Origin of the sequence: Halomonas sp. H2 (assembly GCF_050215315.1) — a bacterium.
Classification (GTDB): Bacteria; Pseudomonadota; Gammaproteobacteria; order Pseudomonadales; family Halomonadaceae; genus Vreelandella.
Window position 1 is genome coordinate 590,327 of record NZ_CP189760.1, and the last position, 19,059, is coordinate 609,385.

Below are 19,059 nucleotides of genomic sequence, written 5' to 3' on the forward strand. Positions count from 1 at the left end.
TTAGGCGATAGCGGCTTCAGGCGTTTCGCGGCCGGGAATCGCTTTAAGCAGCGCTTGGGTATACGCCTCTTGTGGGGCGAGAAAAATTTGCTCGGCGCTGCCTTGCTCGACAATCCGGCCATGCTGCATGACCACAATGCGGTCGCAAATCTGCGCGGCGACGCGTAGGTCGTGGGTGATAAACAGCAGGGATAGCGAAAGCCGCTGTTTTAGCTCTTCCAGCAGTTCCAACACTTGCGCCTGAATCGACACGTCCAGCGCCGATACCGCTTCATCCGCCACTATTAGCTCAGGATTTAGCGCCAGCGCCCGGGCAATGCCGATACGTTGGCGCTGGCCGCCAGAAAACTCATGGGGGAAGCGCTCCACGGCGCTGGCGCCCAACCCCACCATGTCTAAAAGCTCGCCCGCCTGCTTAAGCGCCGCGGCTTTGGGTGTGCCGTTGGCAATCGGCCCCTGGGCAATCGCCATGCCCACCTTGGTGCGTGGGTTGAGCGAGGCGTAGGGGTCTTGAAAGATCATCTGCACCCGGTGGCGCTCACGGCGCAGCGCATCGCCTTTGAGCTGGGAAAGATTCACCCCATCCAACAGCAGTTCGCCGCTGTCGGGGTGCTCAAGGCGTACCACGCAGCGCCCGAGGGTGGATTTGCCCGAACCGGATTCGCCCACAATCCCTACCGTTTCACCCCGCGCCAAGGTGAGCGATACATCCTCAAGGGCACGCACTTCCCGGGCAGGTTTAAACAATCCGCCCCGTGAGCGAAAGACCTTATTGAGCTGCTTGATCTCCAGCAGCGGGGCGACCTGGCTGGTTTCTCGGTGGGGCGGCACCGCATTGCTGGGAATCGCTGCAATTAACGCCTGGGTGTAAGCGTCCTGAGGGTTCTCAAGCACCGGCTTGGCGTCACCCAGTTCGACAATCTTGCCGTGGCGCATCACGCAGACCCGGTTGGCGATTTCGGCGACCACGCCAAAGTCGTGGGTGATAAACATCACCGACATGCCGCGGCGCTGCTGAAGGTCGCGAATAAGCTCAAGGATCTGCGCCTGGGTGGTGACATCAAGCGCCGTGGTGGGCTCATCGGCAATCAGCAAAATGGGTTCCAACGCCAGCGCCATGGCGATCATCACCCGTTGGCGTTGGCCGCCGGAAAGCTCGAAGGGGTAGGCGCGTATGGCCTTTTCCGGCTGCGGAATGCCTACTTCGATCAGCAACTCTAGGGCGCGGGCTTGGCGCTCTTTGGTATTGAGCTGGTCATGGGCCTCGAACACCTCGGCAATTTGCGCACCTACCCGCATTAAGGGGTTGAGGGCGGTCATCGGCTCCTGGAAGATCATGCCGATTTTTAGCCCGCGCAGGCTGCGGTGTTGCTTCTCGGTCAGGGCGAGCAGGTTCTGCCCTTCAAACAAAATCTCGCCCTGGGTGGCGCGTACCCCTTTGGGTAGCAGCCCCATCACCGCATTGGCAGCCATCGACTTACCAGAGCCCGACTCGCCCACCACGCACATAATCTCCCCACGCTTAACCTCGTAGCTAACGTCCTCCACCGCTAGGGCGCGGTCAGCGCCTTTGGGTAGCACAACGCTTAGGTCACGAATGCTAAGCACGGTTTCTGTTGATGATTCACTCATAACAAGCACTCCAGCCATAACAAACGCCTAGCGCTCGCGGGACAGTTTGGGGTTCAAGGCGTCGTCTAATCCTTCACCCACCAGATTTAACGCCAGCACAGTAAGCAGAATCGCCACCCCAGGGAAGAAACTCAGCCACCACGCCTGACGAATCACCGTACGCGCAGCGCCGATCATATAGCCCCAGGACATCACGTTAGGGTCGCCCAAACCGAGAAACGACAGTGCCGACTCCAGCAAAATGGCGGTGGCCACCATTAGCGATGCCAGCACGATAATTGGCGACAGCGTATTGGGCAGAATCTGACGCAGAATAATCGTGCTGTTGGACTGGCCGACCAAGCGCGCGGCTTCGACATACTCGCGGTTGCGCAGCGACATAAACTCGGCGCGTACTAAACGGGCCACCGGCGGCCAACTGACTATCGCAATCGCCAGCACAATCGAGGTGATGCTGGGCTGCATAATCGCCACCAGTACGATTGCCAGCGCGAAGTTGGGAATGGTTTGGAAGAACTCGGTAAAGCGCATCAATACGTCGTCAATGATGCCGCCGTAGTAACCAGCAACGGCCCCCAAGGGAACGCCAATCAGCAGGGCCACGCTGGTGGATACCAGCCCAATCAATAGCGATACCCAGGCGCCGTGCATCAGGCCTGAGGCCACGTTGCGGCCCATGGTATCGGTGCCCAGGGGAAAGCCATCTTGTGCGAGCGGCGGTAAAAAGGGCCGCTGCACCATGCGCCAGGGCGATTCAGGAAACAGCAGCGGCGCCAGTATCGCCATGGCGATAATCAGCAGCAGAATGATCAGGCCGACGAGGGCGCCACGGTTTTGCGCAAAGCGTGCGAAAAAGCTCATGCGGCCCCCTTCTTGATACGTGGATCAGCCAGGCTGTAGACCAAATCGGTGATGATATTGAAGACGATGACCAAGGCCGCCGAGAAGAAGAAAATGCCCAGCAGTAGGTTGTAGTCGCGCTGCTGCAGCGCTTCGAACATCAGCCGCCCGATGCCGGGCCAGGCAAACACGGTTTCGGTCAGTATCGCGCCACCGACCATCTGACCCGCCTGCAGGCCTGCCAGGGTAATAATCGGCAGCAGCGCATTACGCAGCACATGACGGCGCTGAATAATGCTGGGCTTTAAACCTTTGGCGCGGGCGGTTTTAACGTAATCCTGCTGGGTGGCGTCGAGCATGGAAGTGCGCGTCATGCGGGTGTAAATCGCCATAAAGAAAAGCGCTAGGGTGGTCGCTGGGAGCATTAAATGTTTGGCAACATCGAGCACCAGCGCAAAGCCCGTGTGGCCTGCCCCCACGGTGTAGAGACCATAGGCGGGCAGCCAGCCGAGATACACCGAAAACACCACGACTGACATCAACGCGACCCAGAACAGCGGCGTAGCGTAGAACACCAGCGCCAGCGCCATGATCAGTGAACCAGAGGGTTTCTTGGCCCGTGCCGCGGCCATGGAGCCCGCCACGATGCCCAGTACCAGCGAAAGCACAAAGGCGGTGCCGGTGAGCAGTAGGGTGGCGGGTAAGCGCGCCATAATAAGATCAAATACTGGGACGCCTAACCGGTAGGAGTAGCCAAAATCAAGCATGGCGATACCCGAGACGTAGCGCCAAAGCTGCACATACATCGGCTGATCGAGCCCAAAGCGCTCGCGCAGTTGGTCGAGGAACTCCTGATCTGCGGCACCCGCTTCGCCAGCCAGAATAGCCGCCGGGTCGCCGGGGGCCATTTGAATCAGCAGGAAATTGAAAATAACGATCAAAAACAGAACGATAACGGCTTTAAAAAGCCGCATGACAATTAAGCGAGCGTAAACCATAGACACCTTCCTGGCGGACATCTTCATGACATGGCTAAAACACCCAAGCAGCTCATGCCACCTGGGTGTACGCGAGCTTAGCGATCTAGCCAAGCATCCTTAAAGCCGTCGTTGACACCCACGGCGGAGGTGACCAGGTTCTGCACATCACAGCGGTACAGGGTCGGAAAGCCCAGCTCCATCAGCCAGCCAACGGGCACGTCTTCGTGTAGGATCTCCTGCACTTCACGGTAAAGCGCTTCACGCTCTTCGTCGGGGAAAGCCGTGGCGGCCTCGTTGAAAAGCTCGTCGACACGCTCGTTTTCGTAGCCTTCCACGTTATTCCAGGGCGAGCCCTTGGCAATGTTGTCGGAAAGGTAGGTGCGTGAAATACCCAGTGCCGGGTCGCCGTACTGGTAGAGGTAGGTAAAGGCGAGGTCGTAATCCCAATCGCCCAGGCGCTGATTCCAGCCGCCCACGTCGGTGGCTTGGGTTTCAACGTTAATACCCACTTCGCGCAGGTTCTGCTGCACGGCTTCGGCCCAACGTGTCCAGGTTTCGCCGTAGGGCAGCGGTAGAATGGTGATCTCTTCGCCGTCGTAGCCCATTTCATCCAGCAGCTCTCGGGCGCGTTCGGGGTTGTGATCGTAGGGTTCCAGGTCATCGTTTTGGAAGCGCGCATTAGAACCAAAGGCAGAGAGCGGTACGTTACCCAGGCCATTCCACAGCACATCTTTGGCGAACTCGCGATCCATGGCGTACATCACCGCCTGGCGGAAGCGTTTATCCGCGGTGGGGCCTTCGCGGTTGTTCATCCACAGCATGGCGAAGGGGCTGAAGTACTCGTGACCCTTTTCGGTCATGCAGACGTTATCCAGTTCCGCTAAACGGGGAATGTCGAAGTTCTCGACGGTACCGCTGGGCAGCACATCGATGGTCTCGTTTTCAAACGCCACCGCACGGGAGGCGCCATCGGGAATAACGTGCCAGTTAACGCCATCCAGGTAGGGCAGGCCCTCTTCGTAGTAGTCGTCGTTTTTAACCAATTCGATCACCGTACCGCGCTCCCAGTTGGCGAACTTAAACGGGCCGGTGCCTATCGGGTGGTCGTTGTGTTCGTTATCGCGGAAATCAGTGCCCGCGTAGAGGTGCTCAGGCACCATGGTGAAGGTGCCCGCTTCAAAGGAGATCAGGAACGGGCCGAAGGGTTGGGTCAGGGTAAACACCACGGTGTGATCGTCGGTGGCTTCGATGCTCTCCACGTGCTGGAGCACAGCGCGGGCGCTGGGGTTTAGCTCGCGGTGAAACACATCGGCGGAGAACACGACGTCGTCGGCGGTGAAGGCTTCGCCATCGTGCCAAGTCACGCCTTTACGCAAATGGAAAGTGTAGGTGCGACCATCCTCGCTGACCTCCCAGGACTCCGCCAGTTGCGGCATGGGTTCTAGGTCGGTGGTATAGCGCAACAACCCTTCGTAGATATTACCCGCCACGGTGCGGGTAGGGGCGTTTTGGATCATACCCAATACCAGGCCAGGCGGCTCGGGCTGGATAATGGTGTTAACCACTCCACCTTCTTTGGGGTCATCGGCCAGAGCAGCGGAGGTAAAAGCAAGTGCTGCAGCGGAAATAGCCAATGCTAAAGGTTTTTTCATGTTTCCTGCTCCTCGGTTATTAGCACGTAATGGGTTTACGTAGTCGTTAGGCGAGCGAGGCGTGGCGTGTCAGGCCCAGTTGTGTGGGTTATTGGGGGCCTTTTTGAACCTTGCACTTTGAACTTAGCAGGACACGGTAAAATTGTCGACAGTCGGCAATCGTTCGTCGACAAGACCTTTTTTTTCGTCATACTTAAGGGAATGCGGCATTTTTAATGGGTGAATTTTATGGCCTCTTCTACGTTGGCTCCCAGGGCCTTTATCCAGCAGCAAAACCTCGTTGAACAGGTCGCTGACTACTTAACCCAAGCGATTATTCAGCAACACTTTTTACCCGGCGAGCGGCTTTCTGAAGTACAACTTTCCCGCGACTTGGGCGTTAGCCGTGCGCCGGTGCGTGAGGCCGCTCGTTTGTTGGAAAGCCGTGGTTTATTGATCTCGAAACCGCGCAGAGGCTTCTTTGTTCGCGCGTTGAATGCCGTTGAACTCGAAGATGTCTTTGATTTGCGGCTGTGTCTGGAACGTCACGCTATTCAGCGCCTGGTCGAGCGCTATACCCCAGAAGCCCAACGTGCTTTGAAACAACAGGTAGAAGTGCTTTGTGAGGCGGCAACTGGTAACGATGGCACCCGCCGCATTGAGGAGGACTTGCAGTTTCATCGCTTAATGCTCCACTACGCGGGCAACGAGCGTCTGCTGCGCGCCTTTGATGATTTAGCTCATGAACTGCGTCTATGCATCACTTTAATCACCAAGACCCATGAAGCCCCCGACACCATCGCGACCAGCCACTTTAAGTTGCTTGACGCGCTGGATAGCGGCAGCCCTGCTGAATGCCGTGAGGCGATTGACTACCACATCGGCGTTGCTCGCCATTTCGTGGTCAAGGGTGTGGGCGAAACCGGAGATAGTGACGATGAAGACGTTCTTCCACGCTGACCAGCTGCTTCATCAGCCGCAAACCTACTTCTCCCGTGGCAAGATGCGCACGCCTCAGGAAGTGCCCGAGCGTGCCACGTACCTACTGGCTGCGGCCAAGCGGCTTGGCTTCGATGTTCAAACTCCCGGCGATTATGGTGTGGCGCCGTTGAGAGCGGTGCATTCGCTGGCCTATCTGCGCTTTCTCGAAAGTGCCCACCGGCGCTGGCATGCCCTTGAAGAAGACTGGGGAGAGGAAGTGATTTCCAACATCTTTGTGCGTTCGCCCAACGCCCTGCGCGGCATATTGGCAGAAGCCGGGCGCTATATGGCCGATGGCAGCGCGCCGGTGGGCCAGCACACCTGGCAATCGGCTTACTGGTCAGCGCAAAGCGCGATTGCTGGAGCGGAAGCGTTGCTCGCCGGTGACCGGTTTGCCTATGCACTATCGCGCCCGCCGGGCCACCACGCAGGCATCGACGCCGCCGGTGGCTTCTGTTTTCTCAACAATGCCGCCATTGCCGCGCAGCATTTGAAAACGCGCTACCCGCGCATCGTGGTGCTTGACCCCGATATGCATCATGGCCAGGGCATTCAGGAAATTTTCTACCAGCGCGACGATGTGCTGTATATCTCGATCCACGGTGACACCACCAACTTCTACCCGGCGGTAACCGGCTTTGAAGACGAGCGCGGGCAGGGCGCCGGGCTGGGCTATAACCTCAACCTGCCGATGCCCCATGGATCACAGGAGCCGGTGTTCTTTGACCGCCTGGAGCAAGCCTGCCAGGCCATCCGCCTATTCGAGCCGGACGCCATCGTGCTGGCGCTGGGGTTTGATATCTACGAACTCGACCCCCAAGCCAAGGTCGCCGTTTCAACCGCAGGGTTTGGTGAGCTGGGCCGTAAGGTGGCGGGGCTGGACGTACCCACGCTGGTGGTACAGGAAGGCGGTTACTACCTGGAAGGGCTGGAAGCCAATGCGGTGAGTTTCTTTGAAGGGCTGCTTGCTAAGAAGTAATCAGTAAGACAAGCCATCAATGTGTCTGGCAAGATAGCCTCTTTCAGCGATCAGCAAAACGATCCGGATAGCCATTGAAATAGTCATCGAAAGGACACGGCATGGATCAACCAGCCTTGAATGCGCTGCTTGAGGGCTTAATCCACACCTGGGAAAACGAGGTAGTGGAATTCAAGCAGGCTGATAACGATTACCCTACCAACAAGATTGGTGAGTACTTCTCGGCCCTCAGCAATGAAGCCAATCTGCGTGGGCTGGAGCGTGCCTGGCTGGTATTTGGCGTTAGCAATAAAACTCGTGGTGTAGTGGGAACCAGCTACCGCGAAGACTCTGAGCGCTTGCATAGCCTGAAACAACAAGTGGCACAAACCACCGAGCCCAGTGTCACCTTCCGCAATATCCATGAGTTGCAGCATACAGACGGTAGGGTGTTGCTATTTGAGATACCGGCGGCACCCCGCGGCATTCCCATAGCATGGAAGGGGCACTATCACGCCCGTGCGGGTGAAAGCCTGGGGTCCCTGGGACTGGATAAACAAGATGAGATTCGTCAACAAACTCTGGCACAGGACTGGAGTGCGCAGCTAGTTCCAGCTGCCAGCTTAGCCGACCTGGACGAGGCTGCGCTGCACAAGGCCCGTGATGCCTTTGCCCAGAAATACGCCAATCGCTTTAGTGGCGACGAGGTAATGGGCTGGCCTTTGTCCACATTCCTTGATCGGGCACGCATTACCCAGAACGGCAAGATTACGCGAACCGCGCTGTTGCTACTGGGCAAGGCTGAATCGGCTTGGCATCTCTCGCCTCATCCAGCCCAGATGACCTGGAAGTTGGAGGGTATAGAGCGTGCCTACCAGCACTTTGCTCCGCCTTTTCTGCTAACCACTTCGCAATTGTATCAGCGCATTCGTAACATCCAGTTACGCCTGCTCCCACAGGATGAGCTGTTGCCTGTTGAAGTATCGAAGTATGACCAGAAGATTGTGCTGGAGGCTCTGCACAACTGCATCGCTCATCAGGATTACATGCGCAATGGACGGGTCGTGTTAATTGAACAGCCGGATCGGCTGGTGTTTGAAAATGAGGGAAGCTTCTACGAGGGTGTGCCCGGTGACTATCTGGAAGGCAATCGAATACCCCGACGCTACCGCAACCCCTTTCTAGCCCAAGCCATGGCCGAGCTGAACATGATCGACACTATGGGCTACGGCATTCATGACATGTTTGCCCGCCAAGCACGTCGTTATCTCCCCATGCCCGATTATGATCTTGGCGAATCGGGAGCGGTCAGGTTGACTATCTATGGTGGTGTCGTCAATCCAGCCTACAGTCGGCTTCTGATCCAGCAAACTGACCTGCCACTTGCGGATGTGTTGGCACTAGACCGAGTTCAGAAGCAGTTACCGATTCCCGACGAGGCGGTAACTCGCCTAAAGCGCGCTGGCCTAATAGAGGGACGAAAGCCGCGTTTTTATGTCTCGGCCAGCGTGGCCAAGGCGACTGCAAGCAAAGCGGACTATATCCGCACACGCGCGCAGGATGATGAGTTTTACGCCAAGCTGGTCATCGATTATTTGTATCAGTTTGGCCAAGCCAATCGCACAGAGATCGACAAGTTACTAATCGACAAGCTCAGTGATGCGCTCACTCCTGAACAAAAGCAGCGCAAAATCGGCAACCTTTTGACCAAGCTGAGGCGGCGGAAGCGCATTCTTAATACGGGTTCGAGAGGTAAGCCAGAATGGAAGCTTGCAGAATGAAAAACAGTAGGAAAATAAATTTTATTATATAAAAATCAGCTATTTATTTCTTTCTGCAAAAAACGAAAGTACGCGAAATGCAGAAAGAATGCAGAAAGAGAATGCCATGGCACTGGAGTTTAAAACTAAGTTTTAAATTCGGGCCAACGGATAAACACAAACGAAATGTTCAGGTCATCCAGCGACGCCAGAAGATGCCGCTTTGGTCTGTGTCTGGCAATATAGCCTCTTTCAGCGATCAGCAAAACGATCCGGATAGCCATTGAAATAGTCATCGAAAGGACACGGCATGGCCCACCTGCTACGCATCGTGATGATTCACGGCCACCTGGAAGGCGTGGTCGAACTCAGTGTGGACGGTCACACCAATATTTGCGGCACCAACGCCTCCGGGAAGACCACGCTTCAACGGCTGGTGCCGGTGTTTTACGGCGAGCTACCCAATAAAGTAGTGCCCAAAACGCGCATGAAGTTTGATGCGTTTTACCTGCCTAATCGCAACAGCTACCTGGTTTACGAATACCGCCGCGAAGCGGGCAACATCTGCCAAGCGGTGCTGACCCGCAAAGCCGAGGGCGGGGTGGAGTACCGCTTTGTCGGCGCGCCCTACCAGCCGGAAGACTATCTGGTGGAGAGCGATGCGGGCGTGGCGGCGCTGGACTATACCCAGTGGGCCAGTGGCCTGCGGCGCAGCGGTACGCCGGTGTCGCCCAAGCTGGGCGCGACATCTGAATTCCGCTCGGTGATTCAGAACGACTTTACCCAGCTACACGGCAACAGCCGCGACGGCCTCAAGCTGCGCCAGATCGCGGCGCAGTTCAGCCTGGTCAAACCCGAGCGGCGCATCCGCCATATCGAAAAGCTGGTCTCGGCGGTGCATGCCAAAGAGGGCAAGATGGATACCCTCAAAACCATGCTGGCGGCGATTTTCGAAGAGGATGGCGTTGAGCTGCCGGTGACGCGGATTCGCAACACCAAGGCGCGGGAGTGGATTGCCCAGATGCGCCAATCCATGCGCCTGGAACCGCTGCAGGCCTCGCTGGCCCGGCTCGCCGGTATCGACCGTGAACTCGCCGACCTGGATGCCACGCTGTGGCAACTAAAACCCCAGTTGGAAGACGACCGCCAGAAAGCAGAGCGCCGCATGGCCGATGTGGATGCCGAGCTTGCCCGCCACCAGCGCGAGTTCCAGCAGCGGGAGAGCGACTATAGTGAGGCGCGGGATAAGCTGAACGACCGCCACAGCGAAGTGGTCAGCGACTTACAGCAGACCCAGCGCCGCTTGAACGATTTGCAAAGCCAGTACGAGCGCTATTCTGAGGCGGACATGCCTGCCCTGGAGCGCGATATCAATGCGCTGCCCCAGTGGCGGGAGCAGCGCGACCAGCTGCGTGCCCACCTGAACGTGATGCAGGACGCGGTTAAAGAGAGCCAGGCACGCCTTGATGGTCGCCTGCGTGAATTGTCTGAGGCGCTGGCCCGCCAGACCGGCGAAGCTCAGGAGCTGATCGACGCTCTGGTGGAAGAGAAAGCCTTGCGTCGTGAACAGCAGTGGGAAGCCGAGCAGCAGCTCAATGAGCGCTACCAGCGGGAACGCCAACGCCTGGAAGGCGAGTATCAGGCGCAGCTGGAACTCGGCGTCGAGCAGCTAGCAGAGCTGAAAGCGCAGCTCTCGCTCTCGACCCAAACCGCCGAAGAGGCTTCCGAAGCAGAGCTTGCCCAGGCCCGCCTGGATCAGGCCCAGCAAGAGCGCAACGCCTCGGCGGCCACGCTGGACGGCCTGCGCCGCGAGTTTGAAAACGGCCGCCGCGCCCGGGATGAGGCCGAGCAGCAGCTGGTGCAGCTTCGCCAGCAGCTGGAGCGTGCCGAGCAGCGCAGCTATGCGCTCTATCAGCAGCGCGACCCCGAACAGGGCAGCCTACGCCACTACCTGCGCTACCACCGCCCCGGCTGGGAGCAGCAGTTAGGCAAGGTAATTGCCCCCGAGTTGCTGGAGCGCCGCGATTTGGCGCCTCAATTAGCTGAAGGTGGTAGCGACGACCTGTTTGGGCTGGCGCTGGATCTCTCGGCCATTGCCTTACCCGATTACGCCCAGGACGAAGCCACGCTGCTGGCCGTCATCGAAGAGGCGGATAGCGCCAAGCAGCGGGTGCAGTCAGAGTGTCAGGCCGCCGAGAAAGCGCTCAAGCAGCATAACGAGCGCGTGCAGCAGGCCGACGAAGCCCAGGATCAGGGCCGCATGGCCCATAAGCGCGCCGAGCAGGAAGTGGAGTTTGCGATAGAGGCGCGTCGCCAGCAGCAGGAGCGCCACACCAAGCGTCAGCAAGAGCGTCGCGCTACTCATCAAGCCGCGTTAGCCAGCCAGGAGCAGGCACAAAACGAGCTGCGTGAAGAGAAGCAGCAGGCGCTTACCGCCCTGGGGGAAACCCACCAAAGCCAGCTGTTAGAGCTAAAGGCCGACGGCCAGAGCCAAGTGGATAGCCTGGATGCCCAACTGCGCCAGTATAAGCAGCAGTTGAGCGACGCCAATGCCGAACACCAGCGCCAGCGCGCGGAACTGGAAGAGGCCTTTAGCCAGGAGCTGGCCGAGCAGGGCGTTGACCCGGCCAAGCTCAAAGATACCAAGGCGCGGCTGGCAAGCCAGGATGAACGCATCCGCGCTACCGCCGCCCGCCAGGAAGAACTCACCGAGTACACCCGCTTTATGCGCGTGGAATGGGGCCAGCACAAGCCGCAGCTGGTCGCCCAAGAGGCGGAGCTGGCGCAGGCGGACCAACAGCTTCAACGCGATAAAGAGCACCTGAAAAACGATTTTCAGGCCGCGCGCAAAACCCACCAAAGCACGGTCAGCACACTGAAAACCCAGCGGGAAAGCCAATACGCCTGCCTGGAAGCCCTGAAGCCGCTACTCACCCAGCTGGAAAGCTTGGCCATCGAGCCCGACGGCCAAGCGCCCGGCGCGCCGCTGGGCGATGTGGACGAGCGCATCGAGCGCGCCCGCCAGGCGTTGGGCAACCGCCACCAGCAAATCGAGCAATTGCGCCGGGGCTGCCTGGAAGTCGAAAGCCAATTGATCAAGGACGCCAGCAGCGGTTTCGCCGAAGCGCTGGAGAGCGAGCGCAGCAAGCTGCAGAGCGACAACCCACGCCTACAGCTGCCGCTACTGCGCGACATGCTCAAGCTGCTGGAAGATCAACAGCAGCAGTTAATTCAGGAAGGCCGAAACCTGAGCGACGACCTGGATAAGTTCTTCACCGTGTTCCGCGATTTGAACCGGCGTATCAGCGCCCAAAGCCGCCGGCTCTCTGAAGAGGTCGCCGACGACCTGCGCCTGGAGGGCATCACCAAGGCCGAAGTGCGCATCCAGTCCACCATTGATGAACTGGGCTTCTGGGAGCCGCTGAAACTGTTCGCCCAGCGCTATAAAGAGTGGCGGGAATCCGGCCAGACGCTACCCAGCGACGACTACCTCAACGCCCTGGCGGACGTGGTCGATTTGCTGCGCAGCGACCAGCAGTACAGCTTCGAAAGCCTGCTGCGCTTGGAGTTGCACCTGAACGAAGGCGGCACCGATCTAGTGATTAAGAACGACCGCCAACTATTGGAATCGTCCAGCCACGGCATGGCGTATTTGATTCTGTGCAAGTTCCTACTCGCCTTTACCCGCCTGCTGCGCGGCGATGCGGAAATCGCCATCCACTGGCCCATCGATGAGATCGGCACCCTGGCGTACCACAACGTGGAAAAACTGTTCGACGCCTGCGATAGCAACCGCATTCATATCGTCGGCGCGTTTCCCAACCCCGAGTCCGATGTGCTGCTGCTGTTCGCCAACCGCTACCTGATCGATCGCGATGAGGCCAACCCCAACAAGCGAGTGTTAAAACGCATCGAGCCAAGGTTAAGCCGCTTGGCCGAACGGCTCCAGGAACGCCAGCAGGAGGTGACGGTATGATCGAACATGGCCCACTGCTAGAGCGCCTGCTGGCCGGGGAGTTTGTCTGCCCGATCAGCGATGAGAGCGGCTATCGTCATCTCACCAATGAAGAGACCCGCGAGGGGATCGATACCTACCTGCGGCCGCTGAACCGGCGGCTGGCCAGCAATGAAGACGGCAGCGTCTATTTTCTGGCCTGGCGTCAGCTCAATGACAACGCCCGTGATCAGTTGTCACGCCGGCTCGGCGATACGCTCAATAGCCTGCTGCCGCTGCTGGAGTGGCTGCAGCTGGTTCAAGAGGCCCTGGGTCGCGATACCCTGGCCGCCCCTGGCGATGTGCTCAAACCCGCCGAATTCAGCGCCAAGTGCGAAGACAACCAAAGCCTGCGCGAACGCTTGGAGCGCCTGGCCACCGACAGCTTTTTTGGCTCGCAAAGTGACCAGCTCGACGCCCAGGTAAAGCAGGTCTTCAAGCGTTTGAAGGAGCACGGCTACCTGCTCCAGCCCCACGCCGAGCGGCAGGTATTCGTGGTCACCGGCAAGATCGACTACCTGGTGGATCTGGTGCGCTTTATTCGCGATGAAGAGAACCTGCCCATTGAATCCGGTAGCGAGGAGGGCTCCGGTTCCCAGGAGGCCCTGTTGTGAATTCAAACAGCGAACACGCGCTGGAAAGCCGCCTGCTCAAAACCGGCAGTGAACGGCTGGCGCTGCTCGGCAAGCACGCTGATGTGCTGATGCAGGCCTACACCCGCGATGAAGTGCCGTTGGAATCACTTAGCGATAGCGCGCTGCGAAAGCTGTTGGCCGCGCGTATTCTGTGGCGGCCGGATGAGCAGAGCGGCGTGAAGCTGGCGCCCAAGGTGCGCGAACTGATCGCCGAGATGCTCGCCGACGAGACCCGCCGCCATGTGAACGCCGATGTAGCGGAAACCCTGGAGCTGATTCGCGCGCTGGTACACAGCTACCGGGAAGCGCGCAGCCGCGGCGAGCATTGGCGGCTGGAGCAGCAGTTGATGCGCCTGCGTCAGGAAGTCGACGATCTGAACGGACGCTTTGCCGATGCCATCGACAGCTTATGGCAGCGGCTAAATAGCGATTTTGGTTTCGTCAGCCAGCTCAACGACAAAATCCGCGAAAACGACCGCGCCCAGAAGCAGATCGCGAGGCTGCTGGATGGCCTGGCGCTGATCGACTTCGACGAGCTGATCGAGCTAGTGGGCAGCGACGGCAGCCTGCGCAAATTGTTGATCAGCCAGCTACAGCAGCAGCTAAGCCACCACTACACCAGCCTGCGCGAAGTGCAGCGGCGCTTAATTGAACTGATGGCGCGCTTTCGCAAGCAGCAGGCGCGCAGCCGCCTGATCAGTGGCATGGCCGCCTTTATGCGCGAACACCCCGGCTTTGTGCCCGGCAACTACGCCCGGCGCAGCGAGGTGCCAGGGCTGGTCAATCAAGCCGCCCCGCTAAGCGCCGCTGCCGCCCCGGCGCTGGATCGCAACCTGGATAGCCGGTTGCTCGCCGAGCTGCTACACCAGCTACCCCAACCGCGCCACACCACCCATACGGTTGAAGCCGCAGCCCCGGCCCAAGCCCAGGAAAGCAGCCTTGCCGCCGCCCGCCAGCAGGCGCTCAAGCAGGATGTGGAACACTTCTATTTGAGCGTGATCGACCAGCCCCAGGCGGCGCCGGTCAGCGCCCTTGAGTACCTGCGCGAGAGCCCGCTGGAGTGGCCGGATGAAATCTGGCTCTTCCAGGTGATTTCCGAATACCAGGGCCTGCCGCGCAGCGATCAGGAAGCGTTTCGGCTCAAACAGCAGGAGAGCCAGGCCAGCCAATTCAACCACCTGCGCCTGATCCACGATGTAGAACTGCAGCTGGCCGTATGAGTTATTCACTTTCTCCGTCAGCCTATCGACTATTACAGATTGTCTCTAATGAGTTGCTTAAAAAGCCTTGTGTCACCCGAAAGCCGAGTCAAGCTTTAACAGCGGTGTTTGACTGGTCTGACATGCACGAAGTGGCTTTGGGAACTGTGCGGCGCGGTGATAAGCACGTTTTTGACCAACAGCAGCTGACAAATATTAACCGCACTTTAAAAGAGTTAGGGCAAAGGTCGGTGGACGACTACTTAAGCGGAGCAAGCAGCTTGCAGCAGGCTGAGCAGGGTTATAACGAAGATAAAAATATAGGTGAAGGCTCGCGCGCTCAGCGGGTATTGGTAAACCTCCCAGCCAGTGTGCCCGCTTGGTTGTCGGTTAATCCTCGTTCAATGCATGATGTCGACTGGCGTGAAATTCGAATTGAGATTTGCGATGTGTTGATCCAAGTAGAGAACCTGGATAGCTTTTATTCCTTTTATCCCAGTGACAAAACATTGATGGATTGTCGGCACCCGCTAATTGTTTACCGTGGTGATAATTATTATGGGGGCGGCTTCAAATTGCTCCGTAACGCTTGGTGTCTGACGGAAAAGCCGCATATATATGTGGGAGATTTCGATGTCAGTGGCGTTTGCTTGGCGTTATCAAGTAAAGCCACTCATTTGCTCTTACCCACGCTATCATGGATCAGAGAGCATGCTACATCATTCCACGACCCTGCTAAGCAGTTAAAGTATCGTCCGCGACTACTGGGCCACCGCGCTACGCTACCTGAGACCCATCCACTGCAACCGTATTTAGCATTACTTCTTTATCAGCAGCGCGGGCTAAAACAACAGTGGTTCAATGAGGATTTAGTGTGGGTGGCATTAGCGTGAGTGGGTAAGCAACAAAAAGTGCAAATATCTGTAGGGTTATACACAATGCACAATTGTTAGCTTATTGCAGGCTCTGCTTTATCTTTTGATCTCTGATTCTTGTTATTGGTGATTTTAACTATGTCATTTCAGTCTGAAACTTATCGCGTCTTAATTGCCTCCCCTTCAGATTTAGTTGAAGAGAGAAGAGCTGCTGTTGAGGTAATAAACGAATGGAATGCCCAGCACTCTGTCGCTGAGTCAGTAGTTTTGCTGCCAGTGATGTGGGAAACGCATGCAATGCCCCAAGCAGGGATAAGGCCTCAAGAAGCTATTAATGTGCAGATGGTTCAAAATAGCGATATTTTGATTGGCATGTTCTGGACAAGGTTTGGTACCAGTACAGGCGTTGCAGAGTCAGGAACTGTAGAAGAAATTGATCAATTTGTTAGCGCTGGCAAACCCACGTTGTTGTACTTTTCAGGGCGCTCGATTGACCCTGGTAAGATTGACTTGGATCAGCATCAGAAGCTGAATGAGTTCAGACAATCAACTTTTGAACAGGCACTTACAGGTAACTTCAAGTCACTCGAAGACTTGCGTCAAATTCTTCTCCGCCATCTTGTTGCGCTGGTTCACCAATTGACATGTGTAAAGGGAGGTGAGGAACAAGGTGAGCTAAGTCAGGCTTTCAAGCTGACCGAGCTCATTCAGCTACATCGCCAACACAATATTACACCTGAAGATTACAAACAGTATCGTGATGAGATAATTGGCCCTAGACCACGATCAAGCGCTGAAATGGCTGATCCTGTCCCACATGGAGAGTTCGGCCCAAATGGATATCGGATTGGTTATACAGATGATGGAGATAAAGTGGAATGGGTACCTGATGACGAGTGCCCCGGTGACGAGTTTCCAATGATTTTACGTCGCAATGACAAAGTGATACTTGCAATGCAGGAGGAGTGCTGGGAAAAAGTTTGGTGGAACCGTCATCAGAATTGGCTATATCGAATCGAATCAGGCGAAGATAAATTGACTGATAAGCTTATGCCCATCTTTAAGCGTGCTAGGGAGGCTGCACTCAGGATTGAAGACAAATATGGTCGGGAAAACCTTGGGTGGGATGACTTTGATTGGGGGCTGCTTAGTGGGCGGCTTTCCGCGCTTTCCTGGGTTATGGGAGCAGAGTGGGAGGAATCCCTAGATACTTGAATTGGCAATGCTAGCCAGTCACCGTTGGGGAAACTGAATATGAAGCAATTATTCTGGCTCGTTGAAGGTGCTCTTGCTGGACGACCAGGGCCTAATATTGCGACTTGGGATCCCCAGGAGTTGTATGACGGTGGTATTCGTGCAGTCCTCACTCTGAACTGCGGATATGGGGTTGATGCTCCTGAGTTGGAAATGCTTGGCATCGCTCACAAAAGAATTCCAATTCTCGTTCAGGAGCCGCCGCAGCCTGATGCGTTTGAAGTTGCTTGGCCTGCTCTGGAGGAGGCAAGCCGCTGGGTATGGGAGCAGATTCAGAGTGGAAACCCCGTGCTTGTACACTGCACTCACGGTAAAGATCGTACGGGTCTTTTATTGGCCTATATACTTGTTCGTTATTACGGCCTAGCTTCGCAAGAGGCCATTGCGCATGTTCGCCGCGTGCGGCCGATTGCACTTACTGCGGTTGGGTGGGAGCAGTTTGCGAATGATTTTCTCAGACTTTGTCAGTCGGAAAGTGCCTTTGAGAAAACCGTCATTATTTCATCCCAACCAACGCTTCAATCGTGATGCAGAGATGAGACTCCCAGAATTTGCTACCCACTACTATTTACCTGAGATTGGCCCATTTCGGAGTCTCTCCGAACTTCCCGCGGGCTCAGAAGATCCAGTCTTCTTAGATCTTCTGACGCGTCATCAGCATGATCCCGGCTATCGACGGCGCTACGGCAGGAACTACATTGAAGTTCGCAGCAAGGTTGAAGCACGGCTGCGTGAACTTTTCGTTGCGCGAGGAGGTAAGCCGCGCCGTCGTCATCCCTATTATCTTGTGCTTGGAGAATCTCCTTGGTTTCGTGATTTAAACGCTGACCAAAGTGAGCTAAAAATATCTCTATCGGAGCTTGACCCTGAAACAACATCCTTGACCTATCCGGATAGCTTTATTGCGCTATCCCGAGAAGACAAGCCTTATTACAACCAAGTGTTTCTGCTTAGCGAGGTGAGCGAACTCGTTGAGCGGTTTGGAGTTCCTGACAATGACCAGGTGGTTCCTTATGAGCGATATTGGGAAACTGACTTTGAACTTTATATTGAGGTACAACTTTGGGACATTCCACCTGGATTCAAAACCTAACAATGTAAATAAGGCGACGGTTTTTTGTTTCGGCTTCGCCCACACTACAAAACCGCGCCAGTAGTAGATGCACTAATGCTTTAGTTGCAAGCGGCGTCGCCCAAACTTGGCGGATGTTGGCACGGCTGAACTGCATTGAGGTACGGCTACTCATCATCGTAAAAGCATGACTGTTTAAATTGAGCTGACTGGCAATCCATCGCCTTATTCCCAAAGCGAGAGTACAAATAGGATATGAATTTATTGTTCCTAGGGACATCCGCCGGTGTGCCCACCAAAACCAGAAACGTCTCCGGCATCGCTTTACGAGAGAGCAAGGGGAAGGGCTGGTATCTGATTGATTGTGGTGAGGGCACCCAGCATCAGGTTTTGCACACGAAGCTGTCGTTCCATTCTTTGAAAGCCATCTTTATTACCCACGTACACGGCGACCACTGCTATGGACTGCCGGGCATACTGGCGAGTGCGGGAATGGGTGGCCGGAAAGCGCCGCTTACCATTGTGGCGCCCGCAGGCATCAAGGCATGGTTGGAGGCTACCTGTGAGGCCACACAGCTATATTTGCCCTTCGCCCTGGAGTTTATTGACTCGGACGAGCTGCCAAGCGTTGAGTTTGAGAGCATCGCGGTGTCCACCTTCAGGCTTTCACACCGGGCGCCGTCCTATGCTTATGGGTTTACGGAGACAAAGGTCGACGCCGCCTTGGACGTGGATAAGCTAGCGCAAAAGGGCATTCCGAGAGGGCCGTTGTGGGGGCAGTTGAAGCAAGGGTTTGATGTTGAGTTCGAGGGTGAGCGGTTAAAAAGCCATGATTACCTGATCTTCAAGCATAAGCCGAGAAAAGTCGTGATCGCTGGGGACAATGACCAGCCTGACTTGTTGTTTGAGGCGTGCGCGGGGGCACAGGTGCTGGTGCATGAAGCCACCTACACCGAAGAGATGGCCCAGAAGGCCGGTGATGTAGGGCATAGCTACGCCAAACTTGTCGCCGCGTTTGCCGAATCGGTACAGCTGCCCAATCTGGTGCTGACGCACTTCAGCCCCCGTTACCAGCTCAACCCCCATGCGTCGCCTTCCATTGAGGAGATCCGCCAAGAGGCCCAGCGCATCTACTCGGGTTCGCTTTACCTGGCGCGGGATTTTGGCGAATACACCCTGGATAAAGCAGGCCACTTTTCTGAACTGGCGGGCAAATAACTGCTTTCATCCCGCCGCTCCTGGAGTGCT

15 protein-coding genes are annotated in these 19,059 nt (G+C 56.6%); 11 read left to right on the forward strand and 4 right to left on the reverse strand.

Annotation, left to right across the window (positions count from 1 at the left end):
* The 4 genes from ACQE2I_RS02770 to ACQE2I_RS02785 form a co-directional block, all read right to left on the reverse strand.
* Positions 1-1,632, reverse strand: coding sequence for an ABC transporter ATP-binding protein (locus ACQE2I_RS02770; protein ID WP_427029987.1), 1,632 nt, complete (start codon positions 1,630-1,632; stop codon positions 1-3).
* A 27-nt stretch (positions 1,633-1,659) separates the two neighbouring features.
* The gene (locus tag ACQE2I_RS02775) at positions 1,660-2,493 is read right to left on the reverse strand and encodes an ABC transporter permease (protein ID WP_427029988.1); all 834 of its coding nucleotides are present in this window, start codon (positions 2,491-2,493) and stop codon (positions 1,660-1,662) included.
* The gene (locus ACQE2I_RS02780) at positions 2,490-3,470 is read right to left on the reverse strand and encodes an ABC transporter permease (RefSeq protein WP_427029989.1); all 981 of its coding nucleotides are present in this window, start codon (positions 3,468-3,470) and stop codon (positions 2,490-2,492) included. Before ACQE2I_RS02780 ends, ACQE2I_RS02775 begins: the two co-directional genes overlap by 4 nt.
* A gap of 77 nt (positions 3,471-3,547) precedes the next feature.
* Positions 3,548-5,104, reverse strand: coding sequence for an ABC transporter substrate-binding protein (locus tag ACQE2I_RS02785; RefSeq protein WP_427029990.1), 1,557 nt, complete (start codon positions 5,102-5,104; stop codon positions 3,548-3,550).
* A gap of 228 nt (positions 5,105-5,332) precedes the next feature.
* On the opposite strand from ACQE2I_RS02785, the gene ACQE2I_RS02790 reads away from it, so the two are divergent.
* The 11 genes from ACQE2I_RS02790 to ACQE2I_RS02840 all read left to right on the forward strand — a co-directional run bounded on the left by ACQE2I_RS02790 (position 5,333) and on the right by ACQE2I_RS02840 (position 19,029).
* Complete coding sequence (locus ACQE2I_RS02790; protein WP_427029991.1) at positions 5,333-6,043, forward strand: GntR family transcriptional regulator; 711 nt, start codon at positions 5,333-5,335, stop codon at positions 6,041-6,043.
* The gene (locus tag ACQE2I_RS02795) at positions 6,021-7,043 is read left to right on the forward strand and encodes a histone deacetylase family protein (RefSeq protein WP_427029992.1); all 1,023 of its coding nucleotides are present in this window, start codon (positions 6,021-6,023) and stop codon (positions 7,041-7,043) included. The genes ACQE2I_RS02790 and ACQE2I_RS02795 overlap by 23 nt, the downstream gene beginning before the upstream one ends.
* 101 nt (positions 7,044-7,144) lie before the next feature.
* Positions 7,145-8,803 carry an RNA-binding domain-containing protein gene (locus ACQE2I_RS02800; protein WP_427029993.1) on the forward strand — a complete coding sequence of 553 codons (1,659 nt, stop codon included), beginning with the start codon at positions 7,145-7,147 and terminating at the stop codon, positions 8,801-8,803.
* Positions 8,804-9,092: 289 nt separating this feature from the next.
* On the forward strand, positions 9,093-12,758 hold the full coding sequence (locus tag ACQE2I_RS02805) for an ATP-binding protein (protein WP_427029995.1): 3,666 nt from the start codon (positions 9,093-9,095) through the stop codon (positions 12,756-12,758).
* On the forward strand, positions 12,755-13,390 hold the full coding sequence (locus ACQE2I_RS02810) for a condensin complex protein MksE (protein ID WP_427029996.1): 636 nt from the start codon (positions 12,755-12,757) through the stop codon (positions 13,388-13,390). The genes ACQE2I_RS02805 and ACQE2I_RS02810 overlap by 4 nt, the downstream gene beginning before the upstream one ends.
* Positions 13,387-14,631 carry a hypothetical protein gene (locus ACQE2I_RS02815; protein ID WP_427029997.1) on the forward strand — a complete coding sequence of 415 codons (1,245 nt, stop codon included), beginning with the start codon at positions 13,387-13,389 and terminating at the stop codon, positions 14,629-14,631. The genes ACQE2I_RS02810 and ACQE2I_RS02815 overlap by 4 nt, the downstream gene beginning before the upstream one ends.
* Positions 14,628-15,503 (forward strand): DUF7281 domain-containing protein, encoded by an 876-nt coding sequence (locus ACQE2I_RS02820; RefSeq protein WP_427029998.1) that lies wholly within the window; start codon positions 14,628-14,630, stop codon positions 15,501-15,503. The genes ACQE2I_RS02815 and ACQE2I_RS02820 overlap by 4 nt, the downstream gene beginning before the upstream one ends.
* 120 nt (positions 15,504-15,623) lie before the next feature.
* Positions 15,624-16,700 (forward strand): DUF4062 domain-containing protein, encoded by a 1,077-nt coding sequence (locus ACQE2I_RS02825; RefSeq protein WP_427029999.1) that lies wholly within the window; start codon positions 15,624-15,626, stop codon positions 16,698-16,700.
* A 39-nt stretch (positions 16,701-16,739) separates the two neighbouring features.
* On the forward strand, positions 16,740-17,267 hold the full coding sequence (locus ACQE2I_RS02830) for a protein-tyrosine phosphatase family protein (RefSeq protein WP_427030000.1): 528 nt from the start codon (positions 16,740-16,742) through the stop codon (positions 17,265-17,267).
* A complete protein-coding gene (locus ACQE2I_RS02835) occupies positions 17,185-17,832 on the forward strand; it encodes a hypothetical protein (protein WP_427030002.1) in 648 nt (215 codons plus the stop codon). The genes ACQE2I_RS02830 and ACQE2I_RS02835 overlap by 83 nt, the downstream gene beginning before the upstream one ends.
* A 234-nt stretch (positions 17,833-18,066) precedes the next feature.
* The gene (locus ACQE2I_RS02840; protein ID WP_427030003.1) at positions 18,067-19,029 is read left to right on the forward strand and encodes a ribonuclease Z; all 963 of its coding nucleotides are present in this window, start codon (positions 18,067-18,069) and stop codon (positions 19,027-19,029) included.
* Positions 19,030-19,059: the final 30 nt, after the last annotated feature.

Bases quoted from the DNA above. Each gene is read 5' to 3' on its own strand.
- ACQE2I_RS02780 (WP_427029989.1), bottom strand. From the start codon at position 3,470: ATGGTTTACGCTCGCTTAATTGTCATGCGGCTTTTTAAAGCCGTTATC.
- ACQE2I_RS02790 (WP_427029991.1), top strand. From the start codon at position 5,333: ATGGCCTCTTCTACGTTGGCTCCCAGGGCCTTTATCCAGCAGCAAAAC.
- ACQE2I_RS02820 (WP_427029998.1), top strand. From the start codon at position 14,628: ATGAGTTATTCACTTTCTCCGTCAGCCTATCGACTATTACAGATTGTC.
- ACQE2I_RS02825 (WP_427029999.1), top strand. From the start codon at position 15,624: ATGTCATTTCAGTCTGAAACTTATCGCGTCTTAATTGCCTCCCCTTCA.
- ACQE2I_RS02810 (WP_427029996.1), top strand. From the start codon at position 12,755: ATGATCGAACATGGCCCACTGCTAGAGCGCCTGCTGGCCGGGGAGTTT.
- ACQE2I_RS02830 (WP_427030000.1), top strand. From the start codon at position 16,740: ATGAAGCAATTATTCTGGCTCGTTGAAGGTGCTCTTGCTGGACGACCA.
- ACQE2I_RS02795 (WP_427029992.1), top strand. From the start codon at position 6,021: ATGAAGACGTTCTTCCACGCTGACCAGCTGCTTCATCAGCCGCAAACC.
- ACQE2I_RS02805 (WP_427029995.1), top strand. From the start codon at position 9,093: ATGGCCCACCTGCTACGCATCGTGATGATTCACGGCCACCTGGAAGGC.
- ACQE2I_RS02785 (WP_427029990.1), bottom strand. From the start codon at position 5,104: ATGAAAAAACCTTTAGCATTGGCTATTTCCGCTGCAGCACTTGCTTTT.
- ACQE2I_RS02800 (WP_427029993.1), top strand. From the start codon at position 7,145: ATGGATCAACCAGCCTTGAATGCGCTGCTTGAGGGCTTAATCCACACC.
- ACQE2I_RS02775 (WP_427029988.1), bottom strand. From the start codon at position 2,493: ATGAGCTTTTTCGCACGCTTTGCGCAAAACCGTGGCGCCCTCGTCGGC.
- ACQE2I_RS02770 (WP_427029987.1), bottom strand. From the start codon at position 1,632: ATGAGTGAATCATCAACAGAAACCGTGCTTAGCATTCGTGACCTAAGC.
- ACQE2I_RS02835 (WP_427030002.1), top strand. From the start codon at position 17,185: ATGATTTTCTCAGACTTTGTCAGTCGGAAAGTGCCTTTGAGAAAACCG.
- ACQE2I_RS02840 (WP_427030003.1), top strand. From the start codon at position 18,067: ATGAATTTATTGTTCCTAGGGACATCCGCCGGTGTGCCCACCAAAACC.